Source organism: Hafnia alvei (genome assembly GCF_964063325.1).
Lineage (GTDB): Bacteria > Pseudomonadota > Gammaproteobacteria > Enterobacterales > Enterobacteriaceae > Hafnia > Hafnia alvei_B.
In genome coordinates, this window is the sequence record NZ_OZ061315.1 from 2,599,353 (window position 1) to 2,625,944 (window position 26,592).

General features: G+C 49.0%; 26 protein-coding genes and 1 pseudogene. 19 read left to right on the plus strand and 8 right to left on the minus strand.

All coding sequences use genetic code 11. The annotated features are described in order from the left end of the window. Positions 1-30 precede the first annotated feature (30 nt). Positions 31-2,043, plus strand: a complete 2,013-nt coding sequence (locus AB3Y96_RS12450; protein ID WP_367299335.1) for a glycoside hydrolase family 127 protein — start codon at positions 31-33, stop codon at positions 2,041-2,043. Between the two features lie 231 nt (positions 2,044-2,274). Here the strand turns inward: AB3Y96_RS12450 and AB3Y96_RS12455 are convergent, their stop codons facing one another. The 4 genes from AB3Y96_RS12455 to AB3Y96_RS12470 form a co-directional block, all read right to left on the minus strand. After that, positions 2,275-2,514: a hypothetical protein gene (locus AB3Y96_RS12455; protein WP_367299336.1), complete on the minus strand. Its 240-nt coding sequence runs from the start codon at positions 2,512-2,514 to the stop codon at positions 2,275-2,277. Positions 2,515-2,827: 313 nt separating this feature from the next. Next, positions 2,828-3,073, minus strand: a complete 246-nt coding sequence (locus AB3Y96_RS12460) for a DUF2766 family protein (RefSeq protein WP_004093204.1) — start codon at positions 3,071-3,073, stop codon at positions 2,828-2,830. A gap of 67 nt (positions 3,074-3,140) precedes the next feature. Next, entirely contained in the window at positions 3,141-3,761 is a 621-nt protein-coding gene (locus tag AB3Y96_RS12465; RefSeq protein ID WP_040044834.1) for an L-threonylcarbamoyladenylate synthase, read from the minus strand. A gap of 57 nt (positions 3,762-3,818) precedes the next feature. Next, positions 3,819-4,703, minus strand: a complete 885-nt coding sequence (locus tag AB3Y96_RS12470) for an RNase RNM (protein ID WP_367299337.1) — start codon at positions 4,701-4,703, stop codon at positions 3,819-3,821. A 479-nt stretch (positions 4,704-5,182) separates the two neighbouring features. On the opposite strand from AB3Y96_RS12470, the gene AB3Y96_RS12475 reads away from it, so the two are divergent. The 6 genes and pseudogenes from AB3Y96_RS12475 to AB3Y96_RS12500 all read left to right on the plus strand — a co-directional run bounded on the left by AB3Y96_RS12475 (position 5,183) and on the right by AB3Y96_RS12500 (position 12,361). After that, positions 5,183-6,745 (plus strand): anthranilate synthase component 1, encoded by a 1,563-nt coding sequence (locus tag AB3Y96_RS12475; protein WP_072310471.1) that lies wholly within the window; start codon positions 5,183-5,185, stop codon positions 6,743-6,745. Beyond that, a pseudogene (trpD, locus tag AB3Y96_RS12480) lies at positions 6,745-8,419 on the plus strand (anthranilate phosphoribosyltransferase). The gene AB3Y96_RS12475 and the pseudogene trpD overlap by 1 nt, the downstream one beginning before the upstream one ends. Before the next feature lie 2 nt (positions 8,420-8,421). Next, entirely contained in the window at positions 8,422-9,810 is a 1,389-nt protein-coding gene (trpCF, locus tag AB3Y96_RS12485; protein ID WP_367299338.1) for a bifunctional indole-3-glycerol-phosphate synthase TrpC/phosphoribosylanthranilate isomerase TrpF, read from the plus strand. 29 nt (positions 9,811-9,839) lie between these two features. Next, positions 9,840-11,030: a tryptophan synthase subunit beta gene (trpB, locus tag AB3Y96_RS12490; RefSeq protein WP_040044830.1), complete on the plus strand. Its 1,191-nt coding sequence runs from the start codon at positions 9,840-9,842 to the stop codon at positions 11,028-11,030. Continuing rightward, positions 11,030-11,836, plus strand: coding sequence for a tryptophan synthase subunit alpha (gene trpA / locus AB3Y96_RS12495; protein ID WP_040044829.1), 807 nt, complete (start codon positions 11,030-11,032; stop codon positions 11,834-11,836). The genes trpB and trpA overlap by 1 nt, the downstream gene beginning before the upstream one ends. Positions 11,837-12,046: 210 nt before the next feature. Beyond that, positions 12,047-12,361: a BON domain-containing protein gene (locus AB3Y96_RS12500; RefSeq protein WP_025796889.1), complete on the plus strand. Its 315-nt coding sequence runs from the start codon at positions 12,047-12,049 to the stop codon at positions 12,359-12,361. Positions 12,362-12,546: 185 nt separating this feature from the next. Here the strand turns inward: AB3Y96_RS12500 and ompW are convergent, their stop codons facing one another. Continuing rightward, positions 12,547-13,185, minus strand: coding sequence for an outer membrane protein OmpW (gene ompW, locus AB3Y96_RS12505; protein WP_072310475.1), 639 nt, complete (start codon positions 13,183-13,185; stop codon positions 12,547-12,549). Positions 13,186-13,499: 314 nt separating this feature from the next. On the opposite strand from ompW, the gene AB3Y96_RS12510 reads away from it, so the two are divergent. Then, complete coding sequence (locus AB3Y96_RS12510) at positions 13,500-13,895, plus strand: YkgJ family cysteine cluster protein (RefSeq protein WP_367300317.1); 396 nt, start codon at positions 13,500-13,502, stop codon at positions 13,893-13,895. Between the two features lie 118 nt (positions 13,896-14,013). Then, positions 14,014-14,766 carry a YciC family protein gene (locus AB3Y96_RS12515; RefSeq protein ID WP_025796895.1) on the plus strand — a complete coding sequence of 251 codons (753 nt, stop codon included), beginning with the start codon at positions 14,014-14,016 and terminating at the stop codon, positions 14,764-14,766. A gap of 70 nt (positions 14,767-14,836) precedes the next feature. Here AB3Y96_RS12515 and AB3Y96_RS12520 read toward each other — a convergent pair whose 3' ends face one another. Beyond that, positions 14,837-16,609 carry a SulP family inorganic anion transporter gene (locus AB3Y96_RS12520; RefSeq protein ID WP_367299339.1) on the minus strand — a complete coding sequence of 591 codons (1,773 nt, stop codon included), beginning with the start codon at positions 16,607-16,609 and terminating at the stop codon, positions 14,837-14,839. A gap of 229 nt (positions 16,610-16,838) precedes the next feature. On the opposite strand from AB3Y96_RS12520, the gene AB3Y96_RS12525 reads away from it, so the two are divergent. Next, positions 16,839-17,384: a septation protein A gene (locus AB3Y96_RS12525; protein WP_072310477.1), complete on the plus strand. Its 546-nt coding sequence runs from the start codon at positions 16,839-16,841 to the stop codon at positions 17,382-17,384. Positions 17,385-17,447: 63 nt separating this feature from the next. Next, the gene (gene yciA / locus AB3Y96_RS12530; protein ID WP_072310478.1) at positions 17,448-17,876 is read left to right on the plus strand and encodes an acyl-CoA thioester hydrolase YciA; all 429 of its coding nucleotides are present in this window, start codon (positions 17,448-17,450) and stop codon (positions 17,874-17,876) included. Positions 17,877-17,951: 75 nt separating this feature from the next. Here the strand turns inward: yciA and AB3Y96_RS12535 are convergent, their stop codons facing one another. Beyond that, positions 17,952-18,629: a TonB family protein gene (locus AB3Y96_RS12535; RefSeq protein ID WP_072310520.1), complete on the minus strand. Its 678-nt coding sequence runs from the start codon at positions 18,627-18,629 to the stop codon at positions 17,952-17,954. A 395-nt stretch (positions 18,630-19,024) separates the two neighbouring features. Between AB3Y96_RS12535 and AB3Y96_RS12540 the strand changes: the two genes are divergently transcribed. The 3 genes from AB3Y96_RS12540 to AB3Y96_RS12550 all read left to right on the plus strand — a co-directional run bounded on the left by AB3Y96_RS12540 (position 19,025) and on the right by AB3Y96_RS12550 (position 21,205). Next, positions 19,025-19,321 (plus strand): YciI family protein, encoded by a 297-nt coding sequence (locus AB3Y96_RS12540; RefSeq protein WP_367299340.1) that lies wholly within the window; start codon positions 19,025-19,027, stop codon positions 19,319-19,321. Positions 19,322-20,108: 787 nt separating this feature from the next. Next, the gene (locus AB3Y96_RS12545) at positions 20,109-20,672 is read left to right on the plus strand and encodes a DUF1440 domain-containing protein (protein ID WP_046359923.1); all 564 of its coding nucleotides are present in this window, start codon (positions 20,109-20,111) and stop codon (positions 20,670-20,672) included. Between the two features lie 176 nt (positions 20,673-20,848). Next, positions 20,849-21,205: an MmcQ/YjbR family DNA-binding protein gene (locus tag AB3Y96_RS12550; protein ID WP_046359922.1), complete on the plus strand. Its 357-nt coding sequence runs from the start codon at positions 20,849-20,851 to the stop codon at positions 21,203-21,205. A 207-nt stretch (positions 21,206-21,412) separates the two neighbouring features. On the opposite strand, the gene AB3Y96_RS12555 is transcribed toward AB3Y96_RS12550, so the two are convergent. Beyond that, positions 21,413-22,030, minus strand: coding sequence for a LuxR C-terminal-related transcriptional regulator (locus AB3Y96_RS12555; RefSeq protein ID WP_227658596.1), 618 nt, complete (start codon positions 22,028-22,030; stop codon positions 21,413-21,415). 180 nt (positions 22,031-22,210) lie between these two features. Here AB3Y96_RS12555 and AB3Y96_RS12560 point away from each other — a divergent pair. From AB3Y96_RS12560 to AB3Y96_RS12580, 5 genes are all read left to right on the plus strand, one after another. Next, positions 22,211-23,388, plus strand: a protein-coding gene (locus AB3Y96_RS12560; protein ID WP_168780224.1) for an IS3 family transposase whose coding sequence is annotated in 2 segments (ribosomal slippage) — positions 22,211-22,469 and positions 22,469-23,388 — 1,179 coding nt in all. Because the reading frame shifts where the segments join, the coding sequence is not laid out codon by codon here. After that, complete coding sequence (locus tag AB3Y96_RS12565) at positions 23,333-24,835, plus strand: hypothetical protein (protein ID WP_367299341.1); 1,503 nt, start codon at positions 23,333-23,335, stop codon at positions 24,833-24,835. Before AB3Y96_RS12560 ends, AB3Y96_RS12565 begins: the two co-directional genes overlap by 56 nt. Continuing rightward, entirely contained in the window at positions 24,832-25,074 is a 243-nt protein-coding gene (locus AB3Y96_RS12570) for a hypothetical protein (protein ID WP_046359909.1), read from the plus strand. Before AB3Y96_RS12565 ends, AB3Y96_RS12570 begins: the two co-directional genes overlap by 4 nt. Before the next feature lie 67 nt (positions 25,075-25,141). Beyond that, positions 25,142-25,354, plus strand: a complete 213-nt coding sequence (gene xisR, locus AB3Y96_RS12575) for an excisionase family protein (RefSeq protein WP_046359908.1) — start codon at positions 25,142-25,144, stop codon at positions 25,352-25,354. Position 25,355: 1 nt separating this feature from the next. Beyond that, entirely contained in the window at positions 25,356-26,588 is a 1,233-nt protein-coding gene (locus AB3Y96_RS12580; RefSeq protein ID WP_367299342.1) for an Arm DNA-binding domain-containing protein, read from the plus strand. Positions 26,589-26,592 lie beyond the last annotated feature (4 nt).

A 26,592-nucleotide genomic window follows, 5' to 3' on the forward strand; every position in this document is an offset into this window, starting at 1 on the left:
TAATTTGCCATCTTTTTAGGAGCCGTAAATATGAGTTTTTTAGAAACCATTCAGTCCAACGCCACCGCGCCAAGTGTCTTAGTACAGGCTCAAGAACTGGATTTAAACCATGTGCACGTTAACGATCCATTTTTAGGCCAGTATCAACGGCTGGTTCGCGACGTGGTGATCCCTTACCAGTGGGATGCACTCAACGACCGTATCAGCGACGCAGAACCCAGCCACGCTATCGAAAATTTCCGCATCGCCGCTGGGCGAGAAAAAGGTGAGTTTTACGGCATGGTTTTTCAAGACAGCGACGTCGCCAAGTGGCTAGAGGCCGTTGCGTGGTCCTTGTGCCAAAAAGCCGACCGCGAATTAGAGCGCACCGCCGAGCATGTTATTGAACTGATTGAAGCAGCTCAGTGCGAGGATGGTTATCTCAATACTTACTTCACCGTGAAAGCGCCACAGGAGCGCTGGACGAACCTTGCCGAGTGCCATGAACTTTACTGCGCAGGGCATATGATTGAGGCCGGTGTGGCGTGGTTTCAGGCCACGGGCAAACATCGCCTGCTTAACGTAGTTTGTCGACTAGCTGATCATATCGATAGCGTTTTCGGCCCCAATGAAAACCAACTGCATGGTTATCCTGGGCATCCTGAAATTGAGCTGGCCTTAATGCGTTTGTATGAAGTTACCGGCCATTCGCGTTACATGAAGCTCACTCAGTATTTTGTTGAGCAGCGAGGTGCTCAGCCACCACACCAGCCGCAACACTATTACGATCAAGAATATGAAAAACGTGGGAAAACCTCTTATTGGAATACCTACGGCCCCGCGTGGATGATCAAAGACAAGGCCTATAGCCAAGCACACCAGCCGCTAGCGCTACAAGAAAGCGCCATTGGGCATGCGGTACGTTTTGTTTATTTATTGGCTGGCGTCGCGCATTTGGCTCGCTTAAACCATGACGAAGAGAAGCGCCAAATTTGTTTACGCCTGTGGAACAACATGGTGCAACGCCAGTTGTACATTACTGGAGGCATTGGCTCGCAGAGCAGTGGTGAAGCCTTTAGTTCCGATTACGATTTGCCTAACGATACGGTATACGCCGAAAGCTGCGCGTCGATTGGTCTGATGATGTTTGCCAACCGCATGCTGCAAATGGAAGGCGATAGCCAATATGCCGATGTTATGGAACGTGCCCTTTACAATACGGTGCTCGGCGGTATGGCGCTCGATGGACGCCATTTTTTCTACGTCAATCCACTGGAAGTTCATCCGAAAAGCATTCCGTTTAACCACATCTACGATCACGTAAAACCGATCCGCCAGCGCTGGTTTGGCTGCGCCTGCTGCCCACCCAACATTGCGCGCATTTTAACCTCTATCGGCCATTACATTTACACCCAGCGCGACGATGCTTTGTATATCCAATTATATGTCGGCAATGAAACCACATTGGATAATGGGCTAAAAATATCGATAGCCGGCAACTATCCTTGGGATGAACATGTCAGCCTGAAAATCCGCACCACAAAGCCTGTTCGCCAAGCCTTAGCGTTACGGCTGCCTGAATGGTGCGCCTCTCCACGAGTTTTATTGAACGGCGCTCCCTGCGACGGAATGATTAAACGTGGTTATCTGCACATCTCGCGAGAATGGCAAAATAACGATCATATTGAGATGATCTTGCCGATGCCGGTACGCCGCGTATATGGCAATCCGCTCCTGCGCCACGTTGCGGGGAAAGTGGCGATCCAGCGCGGTCCGTTGGTTTACTGCTTAGAACAAGCCGACAACGGTGCTGAATTACATAATCTTTCCCTTCCCATCGATAGCACATTTACCCTGCTGGAAGGCCAAGGTATTTTCGCCCATAAAATGCTGATTCAGACGATGGGAATTCGCGTGGTGAGTGATAATGCCGCCCATCAGCCGCTGTATCGCTATGACTCTGCACCGGAGAAACAAGAACAGCAGAAGCTGACCTTTATCCCGTGGTTTAGCTGGGCTAATCGCGGTGAGGGGGAGATGAGGATATGGGTGGGGGAAAGATAGTTTATAGATGGTTAAGGGTTTTGACCGCTGATGCTGCTTATGTGCTTGCGGTGTAAGGTTTCGACCTCCTAACAATGAAATTCGTGTGTAAGGCGAAGCATATTCACCGGATATCTATGAACTCACGATGTAAGGTTTCGACCGCCTCTTAGCAGCGGTATTCACATATAAATTAAGTCGAAGGCGTCCGATGAGAGCCCCGTTGCGCGGGGGCTCTCAACTCGCGCGCTTTTATCCGAGATGCCATCTTCGCTCCGGTTTGGTATCGCCCATCCAGGGCGCCCCAAACTCCACCGGTACATCCCTGTACCGGCGGCTCGTTCTACCAAAACCTAAACAGTTAAAAGAAAATAGAAAGATAGAAAGATAGAAAATATCTTTGGTCTTTTTATCTTTGTTGCCTTTTTTTATGTTTAAAGAATGCATTTTAGAGCCGCCAGCAGGGATGCTGGTGGCAGGTTGAGGGCGCACAGGACGTGCGCTCCGAGACCGGTCGGCCAAACGACGCGGTAAAAAGCGCGAGAGTCGAGAGGTTGCGCGCTGGCAACCTTTCGTCGGACGCCTACGCCAGCCGTCTCATAGAAACGCAAATGCTCACGGGCGGACGAAATCTTTCACCGCTCTCACATTAAAGATTCTATATACAAGGCGGCGTTGCTTGAGCCGCCTCACTCGAACACCTACGCCAGCGGTTTCATGGAAACACATGTGCGCATAGGCGTTCGAAACCCTTCACCGCTCTCACATTAAAGATTCGGAATAGAAGTCGTACCACACCTTACCGTTAGTGCGCCTGTTCCTGCTGAGCAAACTTCAACTCAATCAGCGCAATTGCCTTTTGCACGCCGCGCTTGGTGACAGGGTCAATGCTGGCCTTGTCAAAATTAATGCTCTTCAGCTGGCTGGCCATTTTTTCGCGCACTTCGGTAGGCGCAATCACATCAATAACGTCTAAAATCTGCTTAATTACCAGCTGGCAGGCAACCAGATCGGACGCCAGTTCTTCACTCTCAGTCAGCATCTGAGACATACATTTTCCTTTTTAAATTCAAATTTGCTCGTGTGAAAATCAGCAGGAATTTTATTCCTGCGGGTTATTACATAAATGGCTTCGGATCGCCCGCGCCAACGCGCACCACTTCCGGCGAATCTTCGGTCAGGTCAATCACCGTGGTTGGCTGCTGGCCTAAGAAACCACCGTGGATAACCAAGTCCACCACTTTACCCAATGAATCTTGGATCTCTTCCGGATCGGACTCCGCAAAATCATTGCCCGGCAGCATCAGCGTCGTCGACATTAACGGCTCGCCTAGCGCGGCCAACAGATCCAGCGCAATCGGGTTAGACGGCACGCGTAAGCCAATCGTCTTACGCTTTTCGCTCATTAAGCGACGCGGCACTTCTTTCGTAGCCTTCAGAATAAACGTGTAGTTGCCCGGCGTATTATTCTTGATGAGACGAAATGCGGTGTTATCGACAAACGCATAGGTCGAGATCTCAGACAGGTCGCGGCACACCAAGGTGAAATTATGGTTACTGTCTAACTGGCGAATACGACAAATACGCTCCATCGCGTTTTTCTCACCCAGCATGCAACCCAGCGCATAGCCGGAGTCCGTTGGATAGACGATAACGCCGCCCTTGCGCAAGACTTCCACACACTGACTAATCAGGCGCGGCTGAGGGTTATCCGGGTGAATATAAAAAAGCTGACTCATTGTAATTCCTCATTATTCAGGACGTTGTCGATAGCTCAGAACGATGAATTGTCTAAGTTACCAATCTCGCCATACAGGCTCAACGCCCGTCGGGAGCCACAATTTGCGGCCCAACTCAATCCACGCGCAGGGCTGGTGAAAATCAGAGCCCTGCGAAGCTAATAGCGTAAACTGCAACGCGTAGGCAGCCAACTGCGAACGCTCATTCGGGGCTTGCTGGCACTGTGCGACTTCCATCGCATCGCCGCCCCAGCTTTTAAAATCAGCCAGCAGTCGTTTCAACCACTTATTGCTCAACTGATAGCGGCCCGGATGGGCCACCACGGCCAGTCCACCCGCATGGTGAATCGCAACGATGGCCTCTTCAATTGTACACCACTGAGGCGGAGCGTAACCGGTTTTACCGCGCGCCAGATAATGTTTAAAAACACCACCGACGTTGGTTGCATAGCCTTGCTCCACCAAATAGCGGGCAAAATGACCGCGCGTGATCTCAGCGCCATCGGCAATGCGCATAGCGCCCTCAAGCGCTCCGGGGATACGCGCTTTCTCAAGCCGCAGCGCGATCTCTTTCGCCCGCGCCTGACGGCGAGTCACCTGTTCGCTCAGCAGCGTTTGTAGCTCAGCGCTGTCAATATCGACGTTGAGCCCAACAATGTGGATTTCATGATTCTCCCACAGCGTTGAAATCTCCACGCCCGCAATCAGCTCAAGTTCAAGCCCTTGCTCAACAATAGCTTGGCGCGCAGCAGGAATACCTGCCGTGGTATCGTGATCGGTGATGGCCAACGTGGTCACCCCCATTTCTACAGCGCGAGACACCAACTCTGCGCTAGAGAGCAAACCATCAGATGCCGTCGTGTGGCTGTGCAGGTCAAATAGGGGTTGAGGTGACAGTGTCACATCTTCTGATTCAAGCAGTGTATCTTGCAAAATAGCCATCCTATTGCGGTATCTGGCGCTATCATACCTAGGATGCCTAGCCGAGCGCTAACCTATTCACCTAATTCCTAAATCATTCACTGACGCTACGCCCTTTTCTCGCATTTCACATGATTGAAATTTATTCATTTAAAAGGTGTTGACACATAACCATGAAACTAGTTTACTAGTACGCAGGTTCGGTGCTGCCCCATTCTTTTGTAGTACCAACAGCAAATACCAGCAGAAAAGTACCGACAGAAAATTAAGGTGAATGAGATGCGTAAGATTTCTTTAAACAGTCAGTTTCTAAATCAGGTGCAGGCGTCCGCAATGACCCTTTCTGCACGTTGGTGGCGCGACTCATTCGGTTGGGCGGAGTAACTGTGTTACGGATATGAAATCCAGCACAATCCCGCCCGCACCCTGCGGGCTTTTTTATAGCCAAAATTCAGCAAAAAACGTTTTTAAACAACACTAGCGAACAAGCGGACATAATAATGAATTCGACAAAACCCACCTTGACCTTGTTAACGCAAACGGCGGCCTATCGTAACGATCCCACGGCGCTGTTTCACCTGCTGTGTGGCGCGCGCCCCGCTACGTTACTGTTAGAATCCGCCGAGATCGACAACAAACAAGATCTGAAAAGCCTGTTAGTTATCGATAGCGCCCTGCGTATCACCGCGATGGGCCGCAGCGTCACCCTTCAGGCGCTGACCGAAAACGGTCGTGGCCTGCTTCCGTTGTTAGACGCGGCATTGCCCGCAGACGTTGAGAACGAGATATCCCCAAACCAGCGCGTTCTGCATTTCCCTGCTATCGATACTTTGCAAGATGAAGATGCGCGTTTGAAATCACGCTCGGTGTTTGACGCACTGCGTACCCTGCTCACGCTGGTTATCGTGCCTGAACAGGAACGTGAGGCCATGTTTATCGGGGGGCTGTTCGCCTATGATTTGGTGGCGGGCTTTGAAAATCTGGCGGCGCTAAACAGCGATCAGCGCTGCCCAGATTTTTGCTTCTATCTGGCAGAAACCTTGTTGGTGCTCGATCACCAGCACCGCAGCGCTCGCCTGCAAGCCTCGGTGTTTACCGAGAATGCCGCTGAGGCACAGCGTTTGCAGGCTCGTTTAGAGCAGCTAACCCAGCAAATGACGCAAGAAGCTGCGCCCATTACCCATCCTCGCATTGAAAATATGCAGCTGAGCTGCAATTTGAGCGACGACGCTTTTGGTGCCGTGGTCAGCCAAATGCAACAGGCCATTCGCATCGGCGAAATTTTCCAAGTGGTGCCTTCACGCCGTTTCAGCCTGCCGTGCCCTTCTCCACTGGCGGCATACCATACCCTGAAACACAGCAATCCAAGCCCGTACATGTTCTTCATGCAGGATAACGATTTCTCTCTGTTTGGCGCCTCGCCGGAAAGCGCGTTGAAATATGACGCAACCAACCGCCAGATTGAAATCTATCCGATTGCAGGCACTCGCCCACGCGGACGCCGCGCCGATGGTGAATTAGACCGCGATTTAGACAGCCGTATCGAGCTTGAAATGCGTACCGACCATAAAGAACTGGCGGAGCATTTGATGTTAGTCGATTTGGCACGCAACGATCTGGCGCGCATCTGTGAACCGGGCTCACGCTATGTTGCAGACCTGACCAAAGTCGACCGTTACTCGTTCGTCATGCACTTAGTTTCTCGCGTGGTGGGCACCTTGCGCCAAGATCTGGATGTGCTGCACGCCTATCAGGCCTGCATGAACATGGGCACCCTGAGCGGCGCACCAAAAATTCGCGCCATGCAATTAATTTCACAGGCGGAACAAACTCGCCGTGGCAGCTACGGTGGTGCGGTGGGCTATTTCACCGCACACGGTGACTTGGATACCTGCATCGTGATCCGCTCAGCCTACGTAGAAGACGGTATTGCCACCGTTCAAGCCGGTGCTGGTGTGGTTTTAGATTCTGTTCCACAGGCTGAAGCCGACGAAACCCGTAATAAAGCCCGTGCCGTGCTGCGAGCCATCGCCACCGCTCATCACGTGAAAGAGGTGTTCTAATGGCTGACATTCTTCTGCTCGACAATATCGACTCATTTACTTACAACTTGGTCGATCAGCTGCGCTCTAGCGGTCACCGCGTGGTGATTTACCGTAATCAAATTCCTGCCGATGTGATTATCAGCAAACTGGCTGAAATGGAGAATCCGGTCCTGATGCTCTCTCCAGGCCCAGGCACGCCGTCTGAGGCGGGATGTATGCCTGAGCTATTAACCAAGCTGCGCGGCAAATTGCCTATCATAGGTATTTGTCTGGGTCATCAAGCGATTGTGGAAACCTACGGCGGTCACGTGGGTCAAGCGGGTGAAATCCTGCATGGCAAAGCATCGCAGGTTGAACACGACGGCGAAGGCATGTTTGCCGGTTTGCCTTCTCCGCTGCCGGTTGCACGCTATCACTCACTGGTCGGCAGCCAGATCCCTCAGGGGTTAACGGTCAATGCCACCTTTAACGGCATGGTGATGGCTGTTCGTCAGGATGAAGATCGCGTGTGTGGTTTCCAATTCCACCCAGAATCCATTCTTACCACTCAAGGCGCTCGTTTGTTAGAGCAGACGCTAGCTTGGGCATTAGTCTAAATACGATAAATATAAACAAAATCAAAAGACTAACTTATAAAGAATTGACGGAGTAAACACCATGCAAGCCACATTGATCAAACCAACCATTTTTACGCATCAGCCTATTTTAGAAAAACTGTTCAAATCACAGTCGATGACGCAAGAAGAGAGCCACCAGCTATTTGCCGCCATCGTGCGCGGTGAATTAGAAGACAGCCAGCTGGCAGCGGCGCTGATTAGCATGAAAATGCGCGGTGAACGTCCTGAAGAAATTGCGGGAGCTGCCAGCGCCCTATTGGCTGATGCTCAACCGTTCCCGCGCCCAGACTATGACTTTGCGGATATCGTAGGCACCGGCGGCGACGGCACCAACAGCATCAATATCTCTACCGCTAGCGCTTTTGTCGCGGCCAGCTGCGGCGCTAAAGTGGCTAAACACGGCAACCGCAGCGTTTCCAGCCGTTCAGGATCGTCTGATTTATTGCAAGCCTTCGGCATTCGCTTAGATATGAGCGCCGAAGATTCACGCCAAGCGTTGGATGATTTAAATGTCTGCTTCCTGTTTGCACCGCAGTATCACACCGGTTTTCGCCACGCGATGCCGGTTCGCCAACAGCTGAAAACCCGCACCATTTTTAACGTGCTCGGCCCACTGATTAACCCAGCGCGCCCGCCTAAGGCCCTGATCGGCGTTTACAGCCCTGAATTGGTATTGCCGATTGCGCAGGCGCTAAAAGTTCTGGGTTATAAGAATGCCGCCGTGGTTCACGGTGGCGGGATGGACGAAGTTGCCATTCACGCACCGACGCAGGTGGCTGAGTTAAACAACGGTGAAATCGAAAGCTATCAGCTTTCTCCGCAAGATTTTGGCTTACCGAGCTATTCGCTGAATGCGTTACAAGGTGGAACCCCAGAAGAAAACCGTGACATTCTGGCGCGCTTATTACAAGGTAAAGGTGATGCAGCGCACGCTGCGGCAGTCGCCGCTAACGTTGCTTTGCTGCTGAAATTGTTCGGTCAGGATAATCTGCGCCACAACGCGCAACTGGCACTGGAAACCATCCAAAGCGGAACAGCATTTGAGCGAGTGACCGCATTGGCAGCACGAGGCTGAGTATGTTGCAAGGTAATCTTTCCCCACAGAAGCAAGAAACCGTATTAAATCGCATCGTTCGCGATAAAGCCGTCTGGGTTGAAGCACGTCAATCCCAGCAGCCTCTGGAGAGTTTCCTCGGGAGCATTGGGCCGTCATCGCGTTCGTTTTACGACGCGCTAGCAGGCAACCGAACCGCGTTCATTCTGGAATGCAAAAAAGCCTCGCCGTCAAAAGGCGTGATCCGTGAAAACTTTAATCCGGTTGAAATCGCCACCTTATACCGTGACTTTGCTTCGGCAATCTCGGTGTTAACCGACGAAAAGTATTTTCAGGGCGACTTCGACTACCTGCGTCAGGTCAGCGCCACCGTTCATCAACCGGTATTGTGTAAAGACTTTGTGATTTCCGAGTATCAAATCTATCTGGCCCGCCATTACCAGGCCGATGCGATTTTACTCATGCTCTCGGTATTAGACGATGAGCAGTATCAACATCTGGCCGCCGTGGCTCACAGCTTAAACATGGGCGTCTTAACAGAAGCCAGCAATGAAGAAGAGCTGGATCGCGCTATCGCCTTGAAGGCCAAAGTCGTCGGTATCAATAACCGCGACCTACGCGATCTGTCGATTGATTTAAACCGCACGCGCCAAATGGCACCGCGTCTGCCGCAGGGTGTTACCGTGATTAGCGAATCAGGCATCCATACCTACAGCCAGATCCGCGAACTCAGCCACTTTGCCAACGGATTCTTGATTGGCAGCGCGTTGATGTCTGAGCCTGATTTAAGTTTGGCGTTACGCCGCGTGCTGCTGGGTGATAACAAAGTCTGCGGCCTCACTCGCGCCGAAGATGCCGCCACTGCCTACAACGCCGGAGCCGTATACGGCGGTTTGATTTTCGTTGGCAGCTCGCCGCGCTACGTTGACATCACTCAGGCACGTGAAGTGATTGCCGCTGCGCCATTGAAATACGTTGGCGTGTTCCGCAACGCCAAACTGGAAACGGTGCGTCTCACCGTAGAGCGTCTCGCGCTGCATGCCGTTCAGCTTCACGGGGATGAATCACAGGAGTATATCCGCGAGCTTCGTCAGCTGTTGCCGGTTAACTGCCAGATTTGGAAGGCCATCAGCATCAGCGACCACATTCCTGCGCGTAATTTGCTGCATGTCGATCGCTATGTCTTCGATAACGGCAACGGCGGCACCGGCGAACCGTTTGATTGGAACCTGTTAGCCGGGAAAACGCTGGATAACGTCATGCTCGCAGGGGGTCTTAACGCCAGCAACTGCGTTCTTGCCGCGAAGCTCGGCAGTGCGGGACTTGATTTCAACTCTGGCGTAGAAACTGCACCCGGCATTAAAGATCAGCAAAAACTAGAAGCCGTATTTCAAACGCTGCGCGCTTATTAATTAAATCAATAATTAGGTTGGGACATACCATGACATTACTAAACCCCTATTTTGGCGAATTTGGCGGGATGTACGTTCCCCAGATCTTGATGCCAGCACTGAAGCAATTGGAAGAAGCCTTTGTCAGTGCTCAGAAAGATCCTGAGTTCCAAGCACAGTTCATCGATTTATTGAAAAACTATGCAGGTCGCCCTACTGCATTAACGCTGTGTCGTAACTTAACCAAAGGTACTAAAACCAAGCTGTACCTGAAACGTGAAGACCTGCTGCACGGCGGCGCACATAAAACTAACCAAGTACTGGGCCAAGCACTGTTGGCTAAGCGCATGGGTAAAACAGAAATTATCGCCGAGACAGGTGCTGGGCAACACGGCGTGGCTTCTGCGCTGGCCTGTGCCCTGCTCGGCCTAAAATGCCGCGTATACATGGGCGCTAAAGATATTGAGCGTCAATCGCCAAACGTCTTCCGTATGCGTTTAATGGGCGCTGAGGTTATCTCGGTGACCAGCGGTTCCGCTACGCTGAAAGACGCCTGCAACGAGGCGCTGCGCGATTGGTCTGGTTCGTACGACAAAGCGCACTACATGCTCGGCACGGCGGCTGGCCCACACCCATATCCAACCATCGTGCGCGAATTCCAGCGCATGATTGGGGAAGAAACCAAGGCGCAGATTTTAGGCTTTGAAGGCCGTTTGCCTGATGCGGTTCTCGCCTGTGTCGGCGGCGGTTCGAACGCTATCGGCATGTTTGCAGATTTTATCGTCGAAGAATCGGTGCGTTTGATCGGCGTTGAGCCCGGTGGATTAGGCATTGAAACCGGACAGCACGGCGCACCGCTCAAGCATGGCAAAGTCGGGATCTACTTTGGTATGAAGTCACCGATGATGCAGACCGAAGAAGGCCAAATCGAAGAGTCTTACTCCATCTCTGCGGGCTTAGACTTCCCTTCTGTCGGCCCACAGCATGCTTATCTGAACAGCATTGGGCGCGCTGATTACGTGTCCATTACCGATGATGAGGCTCTGGATGCCTTCAAACGCTTGTCGCGTGAAGAAGGTATCATTCCGGCGCTGGAGTCTTCACACGCCTTGGCGCACGCATTAAAAATGATTGAGCAGGATCCAGATAAAGAACAACTGCTGGTGGTGAACCTTTCAGGCCGCGGCGATAAAGACATTTTTACCGTTAACGATATTTTGACTGCGCGGGGAGAAATCTAATGGAACGCTATCAACAACTGTTCGCTGAACTAAAGACCCGCAATGAAGGTGCTTTCGTTCCTTTCGTTACCCTTGGCGATCCCACTCCCGCGCTCTCTCTGGAGATCGTAAACACCTTAATCGACGCCGGTGCCGATGCGTTAGAACTGGGCATACCGTTCTCCGATCCGCTGGCAGACGGCCCAACCATTCAGGACGCAACGCTACGTGCTTTTGCCGCTGGCGTGACGCCGACGCTCTGCTTTGAGCTGTTGGCTGAAATTCGTAAAAAACACCCGCAGATCCCAATTGGCTTACTGATGTATGCCAACTTGGTATTCCATAACGGAATTGACGAGTTTTATCAGCGCTGTGCCGAAGTGGGCGTTGATTCCGTACTGGTTGCCGACGTACCGATCGAAGAATCCATGCCGTTCCGTCAGGCCGCGTTACGCCACGGCATTGCCCCTATCTTTATCTGCCCACCGAACGCCGATGATGATTTGCTGCAAGGTATTTCCGCGCAGGGACAAGGCTACACATACCTGCTTTCTCGCGCCGGCGTTACTGGGGCAGAAACCAGGGCTCAACTGCCGCTGCATCATTTAGTGGCGCGTTTAGATGAGCTGAAGGCGCCTCCTGCGCTGCAAGGTTTTGGCATATCTGAACCTTCGCAGGTGAAAGAGGCTCTCGATGCCGGTGCCGCGGGGGCGATTTCTGGCTCCGCCATTGTTAAAATCATTGAGAAGAATCAGCACCAGCCCGATGTGATGCTGAAAAAATTACATGATTTCGTCAGTGGAATGAAAGCCGCGACTCGGCGTTAAGATAGCCGTATATAAACGCCGTATAGAAACATAGCCTCAACAACCGTGCCGTATTCGTACCGCACGGTTTTTTTGTATTAGTAACGCTTACATATTGATAAGCCTGTTTTTTAAAAATGGATTATAGTAATTACGGATGACATGACGGCTAATCATTGGATTAGGTATTAAATCGGTCATTCTCACTATAAACAGCAAGGAGAGACATTGATGAAATGGGTTAAAGCGATTACCACTTTTTGCGCAGCGGCGATTTTTTCCGTTGCGTTGGCTGGCTGTGCGCCAACGGCCAAACAGGAAGGCACCGGCGGTTATATTGATGATACCGTTATTACAACTAAGGTGAAGTCTGCGCTATTGGCGGAGAAATCTCTCAAATCAACCGAAATCAGCGTTGAAACCTTCAAAGGCCGCGTTCAGCTGAGCGGTTTCGTTTCTTCTTCTGCTGACGCCAACCGTGCGGTTTCTGTCGCCAAAACGGTGAAAGGCGTTCGCGTTGTTGAAAACGATATGCGGGTTAAGTAACCGTTTTCGCGATCAATAAAGGCGCTTAACGCGCCTTTTTATTGTCTGTAACTTTTGTCTGCTATCTGCGTCTGTAAAACTGACCGTTTTATTGACCCTGCTATACCCGTGATACTTCAAGCTGCCTACCCGTTGATTGCCCCCGTTCAAGTCGCTTGAAATATCTTGGGTATATACGCTTCTCGTTAGAAGCGATAGCCAACGGCAAACATAAATACAAATGGGTCGATGTGTGTATCGATGCTTTGCTTTTGGTTATTTCCATCTCTGAACTTGATGGTTGTATCAATATCCATGTACCACAGTGATGCGTTTATCATCCAGTCTTTATCAACCAAATAGTCCAAGCCCACCTGACCTGCTGCGCCCCAGGAATTATCCACGCTCAGATCGTGTAAACCTAAACTTTTGCCCGTGTTATTAAACTTCGCATCGTAGAAATTGGTGTAGTTAATACCTACACCGACATAAGGACGCAGCTTGTCTTCGGCCTTACCGAAATACCACTGAGCCATCAACGTCGGTGGCAATTGACGCGTCGACGCGATGTCACCCGTCGCCTGCAATCCCACCTTATGCTGGAACGGCGTTGCACCCAGCAATTCAACACCAATGTTATCCGTGATTAAGTAGCTGAACGTTAATCCTAACTGGGTATCGTTATCGATCTTAAATCCGCCCAGTCCCATCACGTTATCACTGCTTTCCGTTGGACGTACCGTCGCGGTACCGGCACGAACAATAATATCACCCGCCTGATGAGCCATAGCGAAAGATGGTGCCAGCGTTGCTGCCACACATAGCGCAAGTGTAATTTTTTTCATCATCCCTTCCCTTTATATGGTTATCACTGCGTGCGGAAATATAACCAAAAAGGATGATGCGTGATCTAACACAGATCACATCAACGACATTGTTTTTCACAAAATGACATATATTAAACATGCATTAATTATATGATTTTACGTAAATTGATATGGATCAATTTTAACGAGTTATAAACATATCTCACGCATCTCAGCTAAGTTGATTGACGTAAAATTAACCTCGGGGTAGTTTTTCTGTTCCGATTGTTTTGGTTCGAAACCATAAGGAGTGGTGGGAAATCAAGATGAGTGACATGCCAACAATTCCAGCGATCTCACAGCATAATCCCTGCATCTCATGTGGTGCATGCTGCGGTTATTTCCGAGTGTCATTTTATTGGGCCGAAGCGGATGATGCCGGAGGCCTTGTACCGGCTTCGCTGACCGAACAGGTCAGCCCTTATATGCGCTGTATGCAGGGCACCAATACTAAAAAACCGCGCTGTGTGAACTTGCGCGGTGAAATTGGCCAACACGTCATGTGTTCTATGTATGAGAGCCGGCCCTCACCCTGCCGAGAATTTTCTCAATCCTGGGAGTTTGGAGAACGTAACGAAGCCTGCGAACGCGCCCGCGCCCGCGCCGCCTATGGGCTTGCCCCTCTGCCCTCAGCAAACGCCGAAGAAATCGCCAGTAAAATAGCGACGGGGTGCCACTTCCCCGGTTAACAGGGTACAATCGGCGCACATTGATTATTCTAAATCCCCTAATAATCTAAGACGGCTCCGATCCTGTAGCCGTTTTCTGTGAATTAGGGCGTCGTTGCAAATGCCAAGGAGCGCCTGCATGCCAATCACGGCCCGTACATTGTACCGTGACAGTTTTAACTTTTTCCGTCATCAGATAAGCACGCTGTGCCTGTTAGCGCTATTAACCGCATTTATTTCAGTGATCCTGAATCAGGCATTCACGCCGGGCGCAGACGATCTGAGTATTTTAGCCGGTGCCGACGGCACGCTAACGTCAGGTATGGGACTGCAAGAAATGGTGCAGCAGATGACACCAGAGCAACAAATGGTGCTGCTGAAAGTATCCGCTGCGGCCAGTTTCTCCGCGCTAATTGGTAATGTGCTGCTGCTTGGCGGCATGTTGGCGTTAATTCCATTGGTCTCCCAAGGACAGCGTCTTAGCGCACTGCGTGCGATTGGTACCTCTGCACCGATGCTGCCACGTCTGTTACTGTTAATGTTCCTGTGTACGCTAATGGTTCAGCTTGGTATTACCGCCTTTATCGTGCCGGGTATCGTATTGGCCGTTGGGCTGGCGTTAGCGCCGATGATTATGTCCGAAGAAAAAGTCGGCGTAATCAGAGCGATTCGCAGTAGCTTCCGCTTATCGTTCGCCAATGTGCGTTTAATTAGCCCAGCCATCATGCTATGGCTGGCGGCGAAACTGGCGCTGCTGCTGTTGGTTGGCGTGCTCTCTGCGCTGCACCCAACCGTGGGTATGGTGATTATGGGCGCGCTGAGCAATCTGGTTTCCGCCATGCTGATTATCTATCTGTCTCGTCTTTATATGCTGGTGAGACAACCCGCTTAATCAATAACTGCTTAATCAATAACTGATAGCAAAATGGGAGCCACTGGCTCCCATTTTTTATGATGATGGTTTAGGGTTCTATTGGCGGTTGATATGGCATCCTCTTATCTTCAAGCGCCAGCACCTTAGTTTCGCTTGGCGGCGATGGTTCGCAGTTAACGCATTCGCTACTCTGAATAAACTTCAGCGCTAAATAGAGATCGGAAACAAACAACAGCCCTTTCTCTTCGCCCTTCGCTCGGTTTGCGCTGAACCAGCGTTTAAGATCGGTTCTTCTACCCGCTAAGACTAATTTGACGTTGCGCTGTTTTAAATCTCGTTTCAGTTCATCGATAGCTGAAATCACGCTGATATCGGGATAGGTAAAGCTAGCGACCGCATCAATTACCACCCAGCGCGGCTGGAAAGGCATGCCGTCAACCAAATTGAGGACTCGCCTTTTAAAATAGCTGACGTTGAAATAGGTTAGCGGCGAGTTAAAACGGTACATCAGCACGCCTTCGACGGCTTTAACCTGAGCCCCGTTGCCTAACGAATGGATCATGCCCTCTTCGTTCACGCCCAGTAGCTGTTCGGTTGGGCGAAACACGGTACGTAAAAACTGCAGCAGACCGAGTAAAACCGCCAGACCGATCCCCGGCATAACGCCGACTAACATCACGCTAGCAAAGGTAAACAGCGCCAAACGAAACGCCGGTGGATTGCGGCGACGCAGTTGAATAATCGTGCGGAAGTCCAGCAACGACCACGACGCATAAACTAACACCACGCCAAGAGCAGAAACTGGAATGTATTGCAGCGGAGAGGTAAAGAATAAAACTACCACGCCGATCACAATCGCCGCCACGATGGACACCAGCTGGCTTTTGCCACCGTTGGCATCGTTCACCGCCGTACGCGAGCTGGTGCCGCTGATAGCAAAACCCTGAGACAAACCCGAGACTATGTTAGCTACGCCAAGCGCACGGAACTCGGCATCGGCGTTAACCTCATAATTGTTTTTAGCGGCAAAGCTGCGCGCGGTCAGCATCAAACTCACAAAGCTAATCAGCGCTAGGTTAAGTGAAGGGATCACCAAGTCACGCAGCAAACCGGGTTGGAAGCTTGGCCATTGCACAATCGGCAAGCCGTCGCTGAATCCGCCAATCGTACGTATGCCGTGACGCGGTAATTCAAAGAGCCAAACCAGCAACATTGCGAGGCACATAGCGATGAGCGGCCCTGGCCAACTGGGGCGTAGTCGCCTCACGCCGATCAACACCGCCAACGTGAGCAGTGACAACAGCATGGTCGGCCAATGGCTTCCCAGCAAATCATACGGCAGCGAAAGCAAGCGTTCGATAAGCTCACGCGCTTTAGTTTGGAAGCCAAAAATTTTGCCTAACTGATCGACGATAATCGTTATTGTCAGACCGTTTAATAACCCGGTGAGGATGGGCCGCGACAGTAAATCAGCCAGCGCGCCAAGACGAAAACGGCTGGCGATCAAGCACCAACCGCCGGTCATCAGCGTCATCATGATGCACAGCTGCCATTGAAGCTCAGAGTTACCGGCGGCGAGCGGCGTCACAACCGCCGCGATCACCGCACAGGTAGCCGTATCCGGCCCCACGATGACCTGACGCGAGGAACCGAAAAGCGCATAGGCAATCATGGGGAACACGCAGGAATAGAGCCCAACGATAGCCCCAACGCCGGCTAAATCGGCGTAGGCAATCGCCACCGGCAAAGCCACGGCGGCAACCGAAAGCCCGGCACGAATATCACTTGTCAGCCACTCCCGCTGATAACCCATCAAGAGGGCTAAACCCGGCATCCAGCCGTTAATAAATTTCCATTTCATGTCGCTTACCTTCTTTACACGCCTGCTACATCATGCGTGTAAGCAACAAACTTATCAAGGTGATAGCAAGCATTATGCCATCTTGTAAGTATTTGCAAAAATAGCCGTCGTTGCATCCCACTCGGCGGCATTATGCGCGATAATGAAGGCAGGTACGCGTTAGGGTTTTAATGCCTCACCGCACTGAATCGGGTATAGTCGCTCGGTTAACTGATTTATGGACAGGTATATGAAGCAGCTTTTAGATTTTCTGCCCCTAGTAGTATTTTTTGTCTGTTACAAGCTTTATGACATTTACGTGGCCTCTGGCGCGTTGATCGCAGCCACTGCGGTAGCGCTAATCGTGACCTGGCTTAAATATCGTAAAGTAGAAAAAATGACGCTTATCACCTTCGTGATGGTCGCTATTTTCGGTACGCTGACGTTGGTATTCCATAACGATTTGTTTATCAAATGGAAAGTGACCGTTATCTATGCACTGTTCTCCATCGCGCTGCTGGTAAGCCAAATCGTACTGAAAAAACCGTTGATCCAACGCATGCTTGGCAAAGAAATTTCGCTGCCCGATATCGTGTGGTCACGTCTGAACGCGGCGTGGGCGCTGTTCTTTATGGCCTGTGGTATCGCTAACCTGTATGTGGCGTTCTGGATGCCGCAAAGCGTATGGGTTGATTTTAAAGTCTTCGGACTCACGGCACTGACGCTGGTCTTCACGTTATTAAGCGGCGTATATATCTACCGTCATATGACTGAAGAACAAAAGCTCGGCAAATAAGGTTTTTCCTGAACGCAATCGGCTTCAGGGAAGTGGTAACTGAAAAGAATAAGACTGACATTTATGAACGAAAAACATCGTTTCCCTGAGGGAGAGCTTGTCCTTCGTACTTTGGCAATGCCAGCCGACACTAACGCCAATGGTGATATTTTCGGTGGCTGGATTATGTCGCAGATGGACATCGGCGGCGCAATTCTGGCAAAAGAAGTGGCTGAAGGACGTGTTGTTACCGTGGCGGTTAACGGTATCACCTTTTTAAAGCCGGTCGCCGTGGGCGATGTGGTGTGTTGTTATGCACGCTGTATCCGCACCGGCCGCAGTTCCATTACTGTCAATATCGAGGTGTGGGTGAAAAAGGTGTCCTCTGACCCTATTGGACAACGTTACTGCGTCACTGAAGCCGTCTTTACCTACGTTGCAGTTGATGATGACAACAAGTCACGCACCTTGCCTGCGGGCAAAGAGAACTTCCGCGTTGGCTTCGACGATTAAGATCTTCGCGGCGATTTAAGCCTACAAAAAAAGCCAGTCACACTGTGACTGGCTTTTTTATTGACCCTGAATCGATTATTGGATTTCAGTTTCACCCGACATGCGGAAGATAATCGTCTTAGTCAGTCCCTTCCCTTCACGACCCGTCGCAAAACGCCATTTCTTCAGCGCCTGTTTCACATCACGTTCAAACAAGTTGCGTGGCTCTGCGGAGATGATCTCCACGTTTGTCGTCCGCCCGTTACTATCAACGTCATAACGAACAACAACCTTACCTTCTAGTTTCAACGCAACGGCACGCGCTGGGTATATTGGCCTGACAATGCTTAGCGCCTGTGGGCCACTAGGTACTGCGGCAACCGCGGGTGCACTGGCGGTGTTGTTGCTCGCTTTCGTCGTTGATGTGCTGCTGTGCGTCGACGTGCTAGAGGCCGACGTTTCAGGCGACGTCACCGTGCGGGTTGGCGTCTCTTCACGCGGCTTTTCTTCAACCACTTTTTTCGGCTGAGGTTTAACGACCTCTTTCTTCACCGGTTTGGGTTTTGGCTTAATGACAGGTTTAGGCTCGGGCTTTGGTTCCGGCTTTGGCTCAGGCTCGGGTTTAGGCTCTGGCTTCGGCTCTTCTTTTGGCGGTGGCGGCGGAGCAGCCTCCGGTTTGGCATCAGGCTGAGGGATCGCGACAGGCGCCGGAGCGGCAAACATCGCAGGGTTAACCATTACCACATTGATCGGTTCCGGCTCCTCAGCGGGCATATGCAGCATTTCCTGCGCAGAGGCATACAGCAAACCAGCGATTAGCGTTGAATGCAACCCGATGGACAGCGTCGTTGGCCATGAAAGACGACGTGTCAGGAAAAACTTCTTCAGTGGTGATGTTTTCAGCGACAAAGTGTTAGCAACCTGGTTTGACGGATTGATTTAACCCAAATGTTCTTTACTCAATAAGCCGCAAGTTTAAATGCAAATAGCAATCATGTGCAATGTGCAAAGGCGCCCAGAGCGAAAGAAAACGCGCGATTGACGGTTAAAACAGCAGCCCAGCAAACTCCTTAACAGCAAGATAACAGGCTTATTGCACCCTGAGTACAGATGCCGTAACGTGATATTGTTTGTATCACACTCTTTATACCAACAATCAGGATAGCCTTATGTTATATCTCATTTTCTCTCAGGATGTTCCCGACGCACTGGATAAGCGAATGACCTCACGCCCTGATCATTTGGCTCGCTTGCAGGTCTTACGTGATGAAGGACGTCTGCTGACCGCCGGTCCACTTCCTGCCATTGACTCTAACGACCCTGGTGCTGCCGGTTTCTTAGGTTCAGCCATCATTGCCGAATTTGAATCGTTAGAGCATGCCAAAGAATGGGCCGATGCTGACCCGTACGTCGCCGCTGGCGTGTATCAGGCGGTTACCGTGGTTCCATATAAGAAAGTATTTTAAAACAGAACGTTATTGCCAAATTCTGGATATAAAAAAGGCCTGCTTGCGCAGGCCCTCCTTAATTCAGAGAAGTGCATTTAGCGGGGCTACATGGAGATTCCATTGATAATGCTAAATGCGCTTTTCTGTCACAATCAAGTGATGCTGCGCAGTCTACCCTTAAACCTCGAGCCCCGCAACATCCTGATAATTAGTACTTATATGTTACATGACAGAACATAACCCTTTGAAATATATAATTTATCATTCAAAAACAGGGTCTTGGCATTATCTAACTGCTACATATATGTACAACTAGCTACATTTATAGTGCCCTTTTTTATGCCCTTTTAGCCAAAATGCCCCTTTTTATGCCCCTTTTCACTTACCTTTATTGTGATGCTCGGTCATGAAAAATAAAGAGAAATCTAGATTTCACCGCAGCGACTATATGCAAGGATTATCATCATGCTCTGCCAACCTCCAGTCATAGACTTAAATCGTTCAATACTGACAATTAACATGATGATACGGCCTTAAGTCAGGAGGTATGCAATCAATCGCAGCTCAGGTATTTCTGAATTTAGAGTTCAAATATATGACTTAGCGCCCTTGTGAGGCAGATTGGTCACCTTAATTTACGACTCTAGTATCCAACCTTGCGTTTCTTTGTGATGTCTTATTACTGATTAAATATACATAGCTGAAAAAATAAACATATTAAACAACGTTTGCTAAATCGGTTAAGCTGATGAAGTACTATTTTTATTCAAACTAGAGTACTTATAATTTTATAAAGGGATGACTAATGAAAGTATCTGATTTGTTGATGAGAACGCAGCCCGGCCGCCGCAAATATGGTATTGCAGTTTTTGTTGGTTTCATTGCAGGAGTTATGTCTGCGTTTGTAAAATGGGGAGCCGAAGTACCATTACCTCCTAGAACATTTACTGGCGGTCGTGATGAGTTTAATCCGCCATTTCTTTTCCTTAGAGACTACTTAGGCATTGATCCAACGGCTACTGTCTATACCTTTTCAGAACACATTATCAATCCAGTAATGGTCACTCATATCATCTTCTCGTTGATATTCGCTATCGGCTATTGCGTCGTTGCCGAGATATTCCCAAAAGTTAAACTCTGGCAAGGCGCTTTAGCCGGTATTGTTGCTACAATTGCAGTGCATTGGATTAGCTTCCCATTGCTGGGGTTAACGCCTTCTCTCTCGATGCTTCCAGCTGATGAATATATTTCTGAGCTATTTGGACATATCGTTTGGTTCTGGGCTATTGAAATTATAAGGCGTGATCTCCGAAATAGAATTACTCACGAGCCTGACGCTGAAGTACCGCTCGATAACCCATTCCGTTAATTTTCAAAAGATGCTGGCTTATCTGCATAGGCCAGCATTCCGAAATTCTAATGAAATGCTACCGATAAATGAAATCTGTCCCCACTACGGTTAATATATCAGCGATGCCCTCTTCAAATTTTCAAGTGATAGGACATTAATAATCGTCAATCAAAGAAAGTAATTAGGAATTCATAATGAAAAGAGAGGAGCTGTTCGAATATGCACGAGAGCATTATAAATCTGAACCAGAATATTTATGGAATAAATTTCCCAACTATGCAGTTCTTCGTCACCATGATGGCAAAAAGTGGTTCGCTATAGTCATGAATGTGTCAGGCTCTAAACTTGGCCTTAAAACCGATGATGAAATCGACGTTATTGAGGTTAAAATCAGGCCAGAACACATCGGGTCCCTACGACAAAAAGAGGGTATATTATCCGCTTACCACATGAGCACAGAACATTGGATAAGTATCATACTCTCTGGTCCGTTATCGCCGAAAGAAATTCACGATCTATTGGCCGAAAGTTATGAGCTGACCTCTGATTGATTACCGGATTAATGATATACATGCACTTATAAGCGTATGTATATCATTTGATCCATGCCTGACAATAACCATTTTAATCAATTAAACACATTAGCGATCCACTTTTATTGTCACTGCGCCGGCCTGTTATATACACTCTGATTTTTCTAATACTTACGGATTTCCTTCGAACTTACTCAACATAAGCTCGCTAGAGTGGTGGGAGCATTATTCAGAAGGAATTAAATATTCTCGCCATTTGTTAAGAAAATTCCACAGTTCTACATCTGAGTGCAAATTATACTTCCTCATAACCTCCCGTTTTCTTTGACTTGCCATTTTCATTCCTATCCCTAGAATACTACCAATTTGAGACACGCTAAAACCTTTATCTAAATAATAGATTACACGTTTTTCACCTGCTGTTAATAATAAGCGACGGCATGAACGGCATTTTTCTTCTTTTTTTTCGTTTGACATAGTCCAAGCTTGAGACACCTTATGACGAACTTGCTCAACAGAGTCAGTTCTTCGGATAAAAACGCTTCCTTGCAAACAGGGGAATAGGTTCTCAACAATTGGCAAATTTTGTCCGATGCTAATACCAATAAGAAGGAAATTTTTTTTATGATGACTAAACATATAAGCGCAAATTCGGTCTATTCCTGCACTGAATGGTGTTACATAGATATCTGCATCACGTAATGCAACTGTTGCTGAAACTCCATCAATCCGTTTCAGAAGCATCCCCATATCTTCAGTGAAGATTTCCTCTAATAGGCACCACACACCAGAGCTATAAGCTTGATTAGCATCCTCAAGGTATACTTTAATCTCTGCAGACACTCCCACCTCCTTCATACATCGAATCAGCATAAATCCACCACGCTAGTTTTGAAACCGGCAGGCAAGCCTTTGCTTATTATAGTGTTAAAATCAATATCATGGCACTATGAAGTGGAATACTAAATCTGGCCACCTGAATAGAGGTGATATCATCGCCTCATAGTCAAAACAGGTGACATTATGACCGGACGTAACAGACGCAATTTTAGCCCCGAGTTTCGCCTCGAAGCTGCCCAGCTTGTACTCGATCAGCACTACAGCGTTGCCGCCGCTGCAACAGCAATGAATGTCGGTAAATCCACGATGGATAAATGGGTTCGCCAGCTTAAAGAAGAACGCGCAGGGAAATCCCCAAAGGCCTCTCCGATGACGCCTGAGCAACTTCGCATTCGTGAATTAGAAAAACGACTACAACGTGTTGAAATGGAAAACGATATATTAAAAAAGGCTACCGCGCTCTTGATGTCAGACTCCCTGAACAATTCTCGTTAGTTGAGAAACTCAGGACGCGGTTTCCTGTTGCCTTTATTTGCAATGTGTTCGGGATCCATCGCAGTAGCTATCGGTACTGGCTAAGCCGACCGCAGAAACCTGATGCAAAACACATCGTTATACTTAGCCTAGTTCGTGAAGTTCATCATGCCAGTAATGGCTCTGCGGGGGCCCGGAGCATTGCCGATATGGTCAGCGCAAAAGGTGTTCCGTTGAGTCGCTGGCGGGCCAGTAAGATAATGAAAGAGCTGAATATTATTAGTTGCCAGCAACCGGAGCATCGCTACAAAAAAGCCACAAAAGAGCATGTGGATATCCCTAATCATCTGGATCGCCAGTTTGCAGTAACGGAACCTAATCAGACCTGGTGCGGCGACGTGACCTACATCTGGACGGGCAAACGCTGGGCTTATCTGGCGGTTGTTCTGGATTTATTTTCTCGCAAGCCAATAGGCTGGGCGATGTCGTTTTCTCCGGACTCAGTTCTGACAGGAAAAGCATTAACGATGGCCTGGGAAACCAGGGGAAAACCGGCTGACGTTATGTATCATTCTGACCAGGGAAGTCACTATACCAGCAGGGAATTCAGACGGTTATTGTGGCGTTATCGTATAAAGCAAAGCATGAGTCGACGAGGGAACTGCTGGGACAACAGCCCAATGGAACGATTTTTCCGCAGCCTGAAATCAGAATGGGTCCCGAACTGTGGATACGTTAATTTTAGCGAAGCAAATAGATCAATAACGAATTACATCATTGGTTATTACAGCCAGCTCAGACCCCACCAATATAACGGTGGCTTAACACCCAATGAATCAGAGCGATTGTTCTGGAAAAACTCTAAAACTGTGGCCAGTTTTTGTTGACCACTTCAAAACCAAGATTGATGACGAACTAATTAAAGTATCAGCAAAACCTTTAGATTTTCGTTTCACGGCTCTGTGGCTGCATGGAGATGAAACAGAAACAATCTCTCGCGAACAGATGAGTGCTGTTGTCGCGATGATTATGGACACCGACGATAATTTTTATCAAAACATCCTATTGTCTGTTCGTAGCGAGCAATACGCCAAAGATGCCACTCTCACGCAACTCGGCGCATTAGTGAAAGCAACTAAAGAGGTTTTCGCATATACAGATCGCCCCGCCCAGCTCGGCGTTATCTCAAATTTCTTTAAGCAATATTGTTCCTGTGCTGTTTCAGAAGCCAGTGAAGATGCGCTGGCCAACATCGTTAAATTGTACCGCGATAAACAAACCACACCAGTAATGCCAGAAACAAAGGCACAGACAACAAGCACAGGTGCAACACTGGGCACCCCGATCCGTTTATCTGATGATGTGCTTCACTCCCCTGTATTTCTGAAAAAGGTTATTGCCTACGCCATGCAGCCGGCTAACGGCTATGACTTACTGGCACCACCAAAGGGCATTGTCGATCGCGCCGCTGAGCTAATGAAAGATCAAGATGTTATTGATTGGTATAACGCGCTTTCAGAAACACCAGGCATTTTAGCCCTTCACCCTGATTTTACTTTTGCGTGCATCCAAGCCGCGCCGATAGCGATCACCAGTGATAAGAAAAAACTACGCGAGTACATCAGTCATAACCTTGGTGTGATTCAGCCAGTACCAGTTAAAACCGAAGAAACCGCCTCAAATGAAGGGGCAAAACCGGAAGTGGTCACCGGTGAACTAGTGAATCTCGGGGGCAGTAAATTTGATGTGAGCCAGATTTTTGAGAATAAACCACCAGCAATAAATGATGCACATTTGGGGGAAAACGCGGATCTGTCAACCAAACATTTGGGGGAAAGTGAAGATTTGTCAACCAATGTGGCTTTATCTCCGCGCGCCCTGCAAATCAAGGTAGCGCTGCAAAGCGTAATTAATGGCGAGACTGATTTGGATTCCGCAGAAGCCATTGCAACCACATTAGAAAGCGAAAATGTTGATCCGGCCTACCTTCTGGAGTGGCTGCCTAATGAAATCGAATTGGCCGAGCTGGGCGATGAGTTAGAAGACTGCACGGTAGGCAGCCTCATGATGGATTTATTCGATATCGCCCCCAAATTCATTACTGACTCATCCGAACGCGTCCAGTTCTTTACCAACCAAATTGCACTCTATAAAAAAGAGTGGGCAGAAATCGAAGCAGAAAAGGTCAGTAAAGAAAAACCAGCCAAGCCCAAAAAGCCAACCATTGAAGAGCTGCAGGCCGAGATTCAAGCACTGAAAACCCACCAGCAATTATTTAGTAATTTTGTTAGCGCAGGCGTGAAATTCCTTATGGCTTGCGAGGGGGATAAATGATGCTTACTCCTACCCCACTGGCGCCTAGTGCGCCAGAAACTGAGTGCCACTGCTATTGGTGCGGTAAATCGAAAGAAGCCGCAGCGATGATCGGGAAGCTGATCAAAGTCGGTCAGCACCAACAATATCAAAAGTTCTGTGATGATCATTGCCACGCAGAATGGAAATTATACTGCGCGCCAAAAGTGCAAGTTTCACGCACACCAGCACGTCGCTATTCATCATGGGAACTTCGCTGAACAGTTGGATCTGATTCTTGAAAATCAATTTACAGATAGGTGATTCGATATAGTTCGTGGGGTGCCTATGGCGCAGGTTGTCTTTATCGAGGAATGGATGGTAGAGGATGGGCTCAGAGCTAAAACGGGTCTAGGGGACCGTCAGATTGAGCAGTACCGGCAAGGATGCTGGATTGAAGGGATTCACTTTAAGCGCGTATCGCCCAGTGGTGATAAAACAAAACGCGGGATCATTTGGTACAACTACCCAATGATAAACCAAATTATTAGAGAGGCATAAAATGGCAACGTTACCGACCGGCGTGGAAATCAGAGGCAACAGCATCTGCATCTGGTTTATCTACCGCGGTAAGCGTTGCCGTGAAATCCTTAAAGGATGGGCTAATACACCAGCAAACATCAAAAAGGCCGGAAACCTCCGGTCTATGATTGTTAGTGAAATAAATCTTGGCGAATTCAGCTATCACAATCGCTTTCCAACATCAAAAAATGCATCGAAATATGATACTGAAAAATGGGTTTCAAGCTTTTTCGAACTCACTGAGCAGTGGCTAAAAACCAAATCCGTTGAAGTCAGCCCTGGTACTCTTGTTAGTATGAAATCTCAGATTTCTGTTTTAAATCGAGTCATCGGCGAACACACCATGATTGAATCGATCACCCACAACAACATTCTGACATACCGGCATGAGCTGTTGCACGGCGGCACGTTCTATAGCCATCGACCAAATAAGATTGGCCGTAGTGTCCGTACCGTTGAAACATACGTATCCCTACTCTGCCGCGTACTGAAATTCGCTCATCGTTCAGGATTTATCACAAGCAAGCCTTTCGAAGAAATAACAAAACTCAAATCAACAAAGGCAAAACCAGACCCATTATTGAAGAGTGAGTACTCAGCACTGCTCGCCGCTATGCGTGGCCAGACAAAAAACCTATTCCAACTTGCTTTCTATTCAGGGATGCGCCATGGCGAACTCAGCGCATTGGCATGGGAAGATATAGATCTCAATACTGGGATTATTCATGTTTCGAGAAATTTAAATAAGCTCGGTATTTTTGGCCCACCCAAAACGCGGGCTGGCAACCGAGTAATAACATTATTGGCTCCTGCACTTGAGGCGCTTAAGGCACAGAGAGCACTTACCGAATTGCAGCCACGGACAGAGATCACGTTTCAGCATCGCGAATATAGGAAAACTGAGCAGCAGCACGTACGTTTTGTTTTTCAACCGCGAGAAGTAAACAACGAGAAAAAACCACATTACTGCTCATCGACGATCGCAACGTTATGGGATACAGCCATCAAGCGATCTAAGGTTCGCCGTCGAACGCCGTATCACACAAGGCACACATACGCATGCTGGATGCTGTCTGCTGGCGCCAATCCGGCATTTATCGCTAGCCAAATGGGGCATGAAAACTCGAAAATGGTTTTTGAGGTATATGGTACGTGGATTGAAGAAATGAACAACGAACAAGTACAAACATTGAACTCAAAACTCGCTATTTAACCAT

What these genes read in the sequence shown, in the direction of transcription:
- AB3Y96_RS12450 (WP_367299335.1), top strand. Translation starts at nt 31, where the DNA reads ATGAGTTTTTTAGAAACCATTCAGTCCAACGCCACCGCGCCAAGTGTC.
- AB3Y96_RS12460 (WP_004093204.1), bottom strand. Translation starts at nt 3,073, where the DNA reads ATGTCTCAGATGCTGACTGAGAGTGAAGAACTGGCGTCCGATCTGGTT.
- AB3Y96_RS12465 (WP_040044834.1), bottom strand. Translation starts at nt 3,761, where the DNA reads ATGAGTCAGCTTTTTTATATTCACCCGGATAACCCTCAGCCGCGCCTG.
- AB3Y96_RS12470 (WP_367299337.1), bottom strand. Translation starts at nt 4,703, where the DNA reads ATGGCTATTTTGCAAGATACACTGCTTGAATCAGAAGATGTGACACTG.
- AB3Y96_RS12475 (WP_072310471.1), top strand. Translation starts at nt 5,183, where the DNA reads ATGAATTCGACAAAACCCACCTTGACCTTGTTAACGCAAACGGCGGCC.
- trpCF (WP_367299338.1), top strand. Translation starts at nt 8,422, where the DNA reads ATGTTGCAAGGTAATCTTTCCCCACAGAAGCAAGAAACCGTATTAAAT.
- trpB (WP_040044830.1), top strand. Translation starts at nt 9,840, where the DNA reads ATGACATTACTAAACCCCTATTTTGGCGAATTTGGCGGGATGTACGTT.
- trpA (WP_040044829.1), top strand. Translation starts at nt 11,030, where the DNA reads ATGGAACGCTATCAACAACTGTTCGCTGAACTAAAGACCCGCAATGAA.
- AB3Y96_RS12500 (WP_025796889.1), top strand. Translation starts at nt 12,047, where the DNA reads ATGAAATGGGTTAAAGCGATTACCACTTTTTGCGCAGCGGCGATTTTT.
- ompW (WP_072310475.1), bottom strand. Translation starts at nt 13,185, where the DNA reads ATGAAAAAAATTACACTTGCGCTATGTGTGGCAGCAACGCTGGCACCA.
- AB3Y96_RS12515 (WP_025796895.1), top strand. Translation starts at nt 14,014, where the DNA reads ATGCCAATCACGGCCCGTACATTGTACCGTGACAGTTTTAACTTTTTC.
- AB3Y96_RS12520 (WP_367299339.1), bottom strand. Translation starts at nt 16,609, where the DNA reads ATGAAATGGAAATTTATTAACGGCTGGATGCCGGGTTTAGCCCTCTTG.
- AB3Y96_RS12525 (WP_072310477.1), top strand. Translation starts at nt 16,839, where the DNA reads ATGAAGCAGCTTTTAGATTTTCTGCCCCTAGTAGTATTTTTTGTCTGT.
- yciA (WP_072310478.1), top strand. Translation starts at nt 17,448, where the DNA reads ATGAACGAAAAACATCGTTTCCCTGAGGGAGAGCTTGTCCTTCGTACT.
- AB3Y96_RS12535 (WP_072310520.1), bottom strand. Translation starts at nt 18,629, where the DNA reads ATGCCCGCTGAGGAGCCGGAACCGATCAATGTGGTAATGGTTAACCCT.
- AB3Y96_RS12540 (WP_367299340.1), top strand. Translation starts at nt 19,025, where the DNA reads ATGTTATATCTCATTTTCTCTCAGGATGTTCCCGACGCACTGGATAAG.
- AB3Y96_RS12545 (WP_046359923.1), top strand. Translation starts at nt 20,109, where the DNA reads ATGAAAGTATCTGATTTGTTGATGAGAACGCAGCCCGGCCGCCGCAAA.
- AB3Y96_RS12550 (WP_046359922.1), top strand. Translation starts at nt 20,849, where the DNA reads ATGAAAAGAGAGGAGCTGTTCGAATATGCACGAGAGCATTATAAATCT.
- AB3Y96_RS12565 (WP_367299341.1), top strand. Translation starts at nt 23,333, where the DNA reads ATGAATCAGAGCGATTGTTCTGGAAAAACTCTAAAACTGTGGCCAGTT.
- AB3Y96_RS12570 (WP_046359909.1), top strand. Translation starts at nt 24,832, where the DNA reads ATGATGCTTACTCCTACCCCACTGGCGCCTAGTGCGCCAGAAACTGAG.
- xisR (WP_046359908.1), top strand. Translation starts at nt 25,142, where the DNA reads ATGGCGCAGGTTGTCTTTATCGAGGAATGGATGGTAGAGGATGGGCTC.
- AB3Y96_RS12580 (WP_367299342.1), top strand. Translation starts at nt 25,356, where the DNA reads ATGGCAACGTTACCGACCGGCGTGGAAATCAGAGGCAACAGCATCTGC.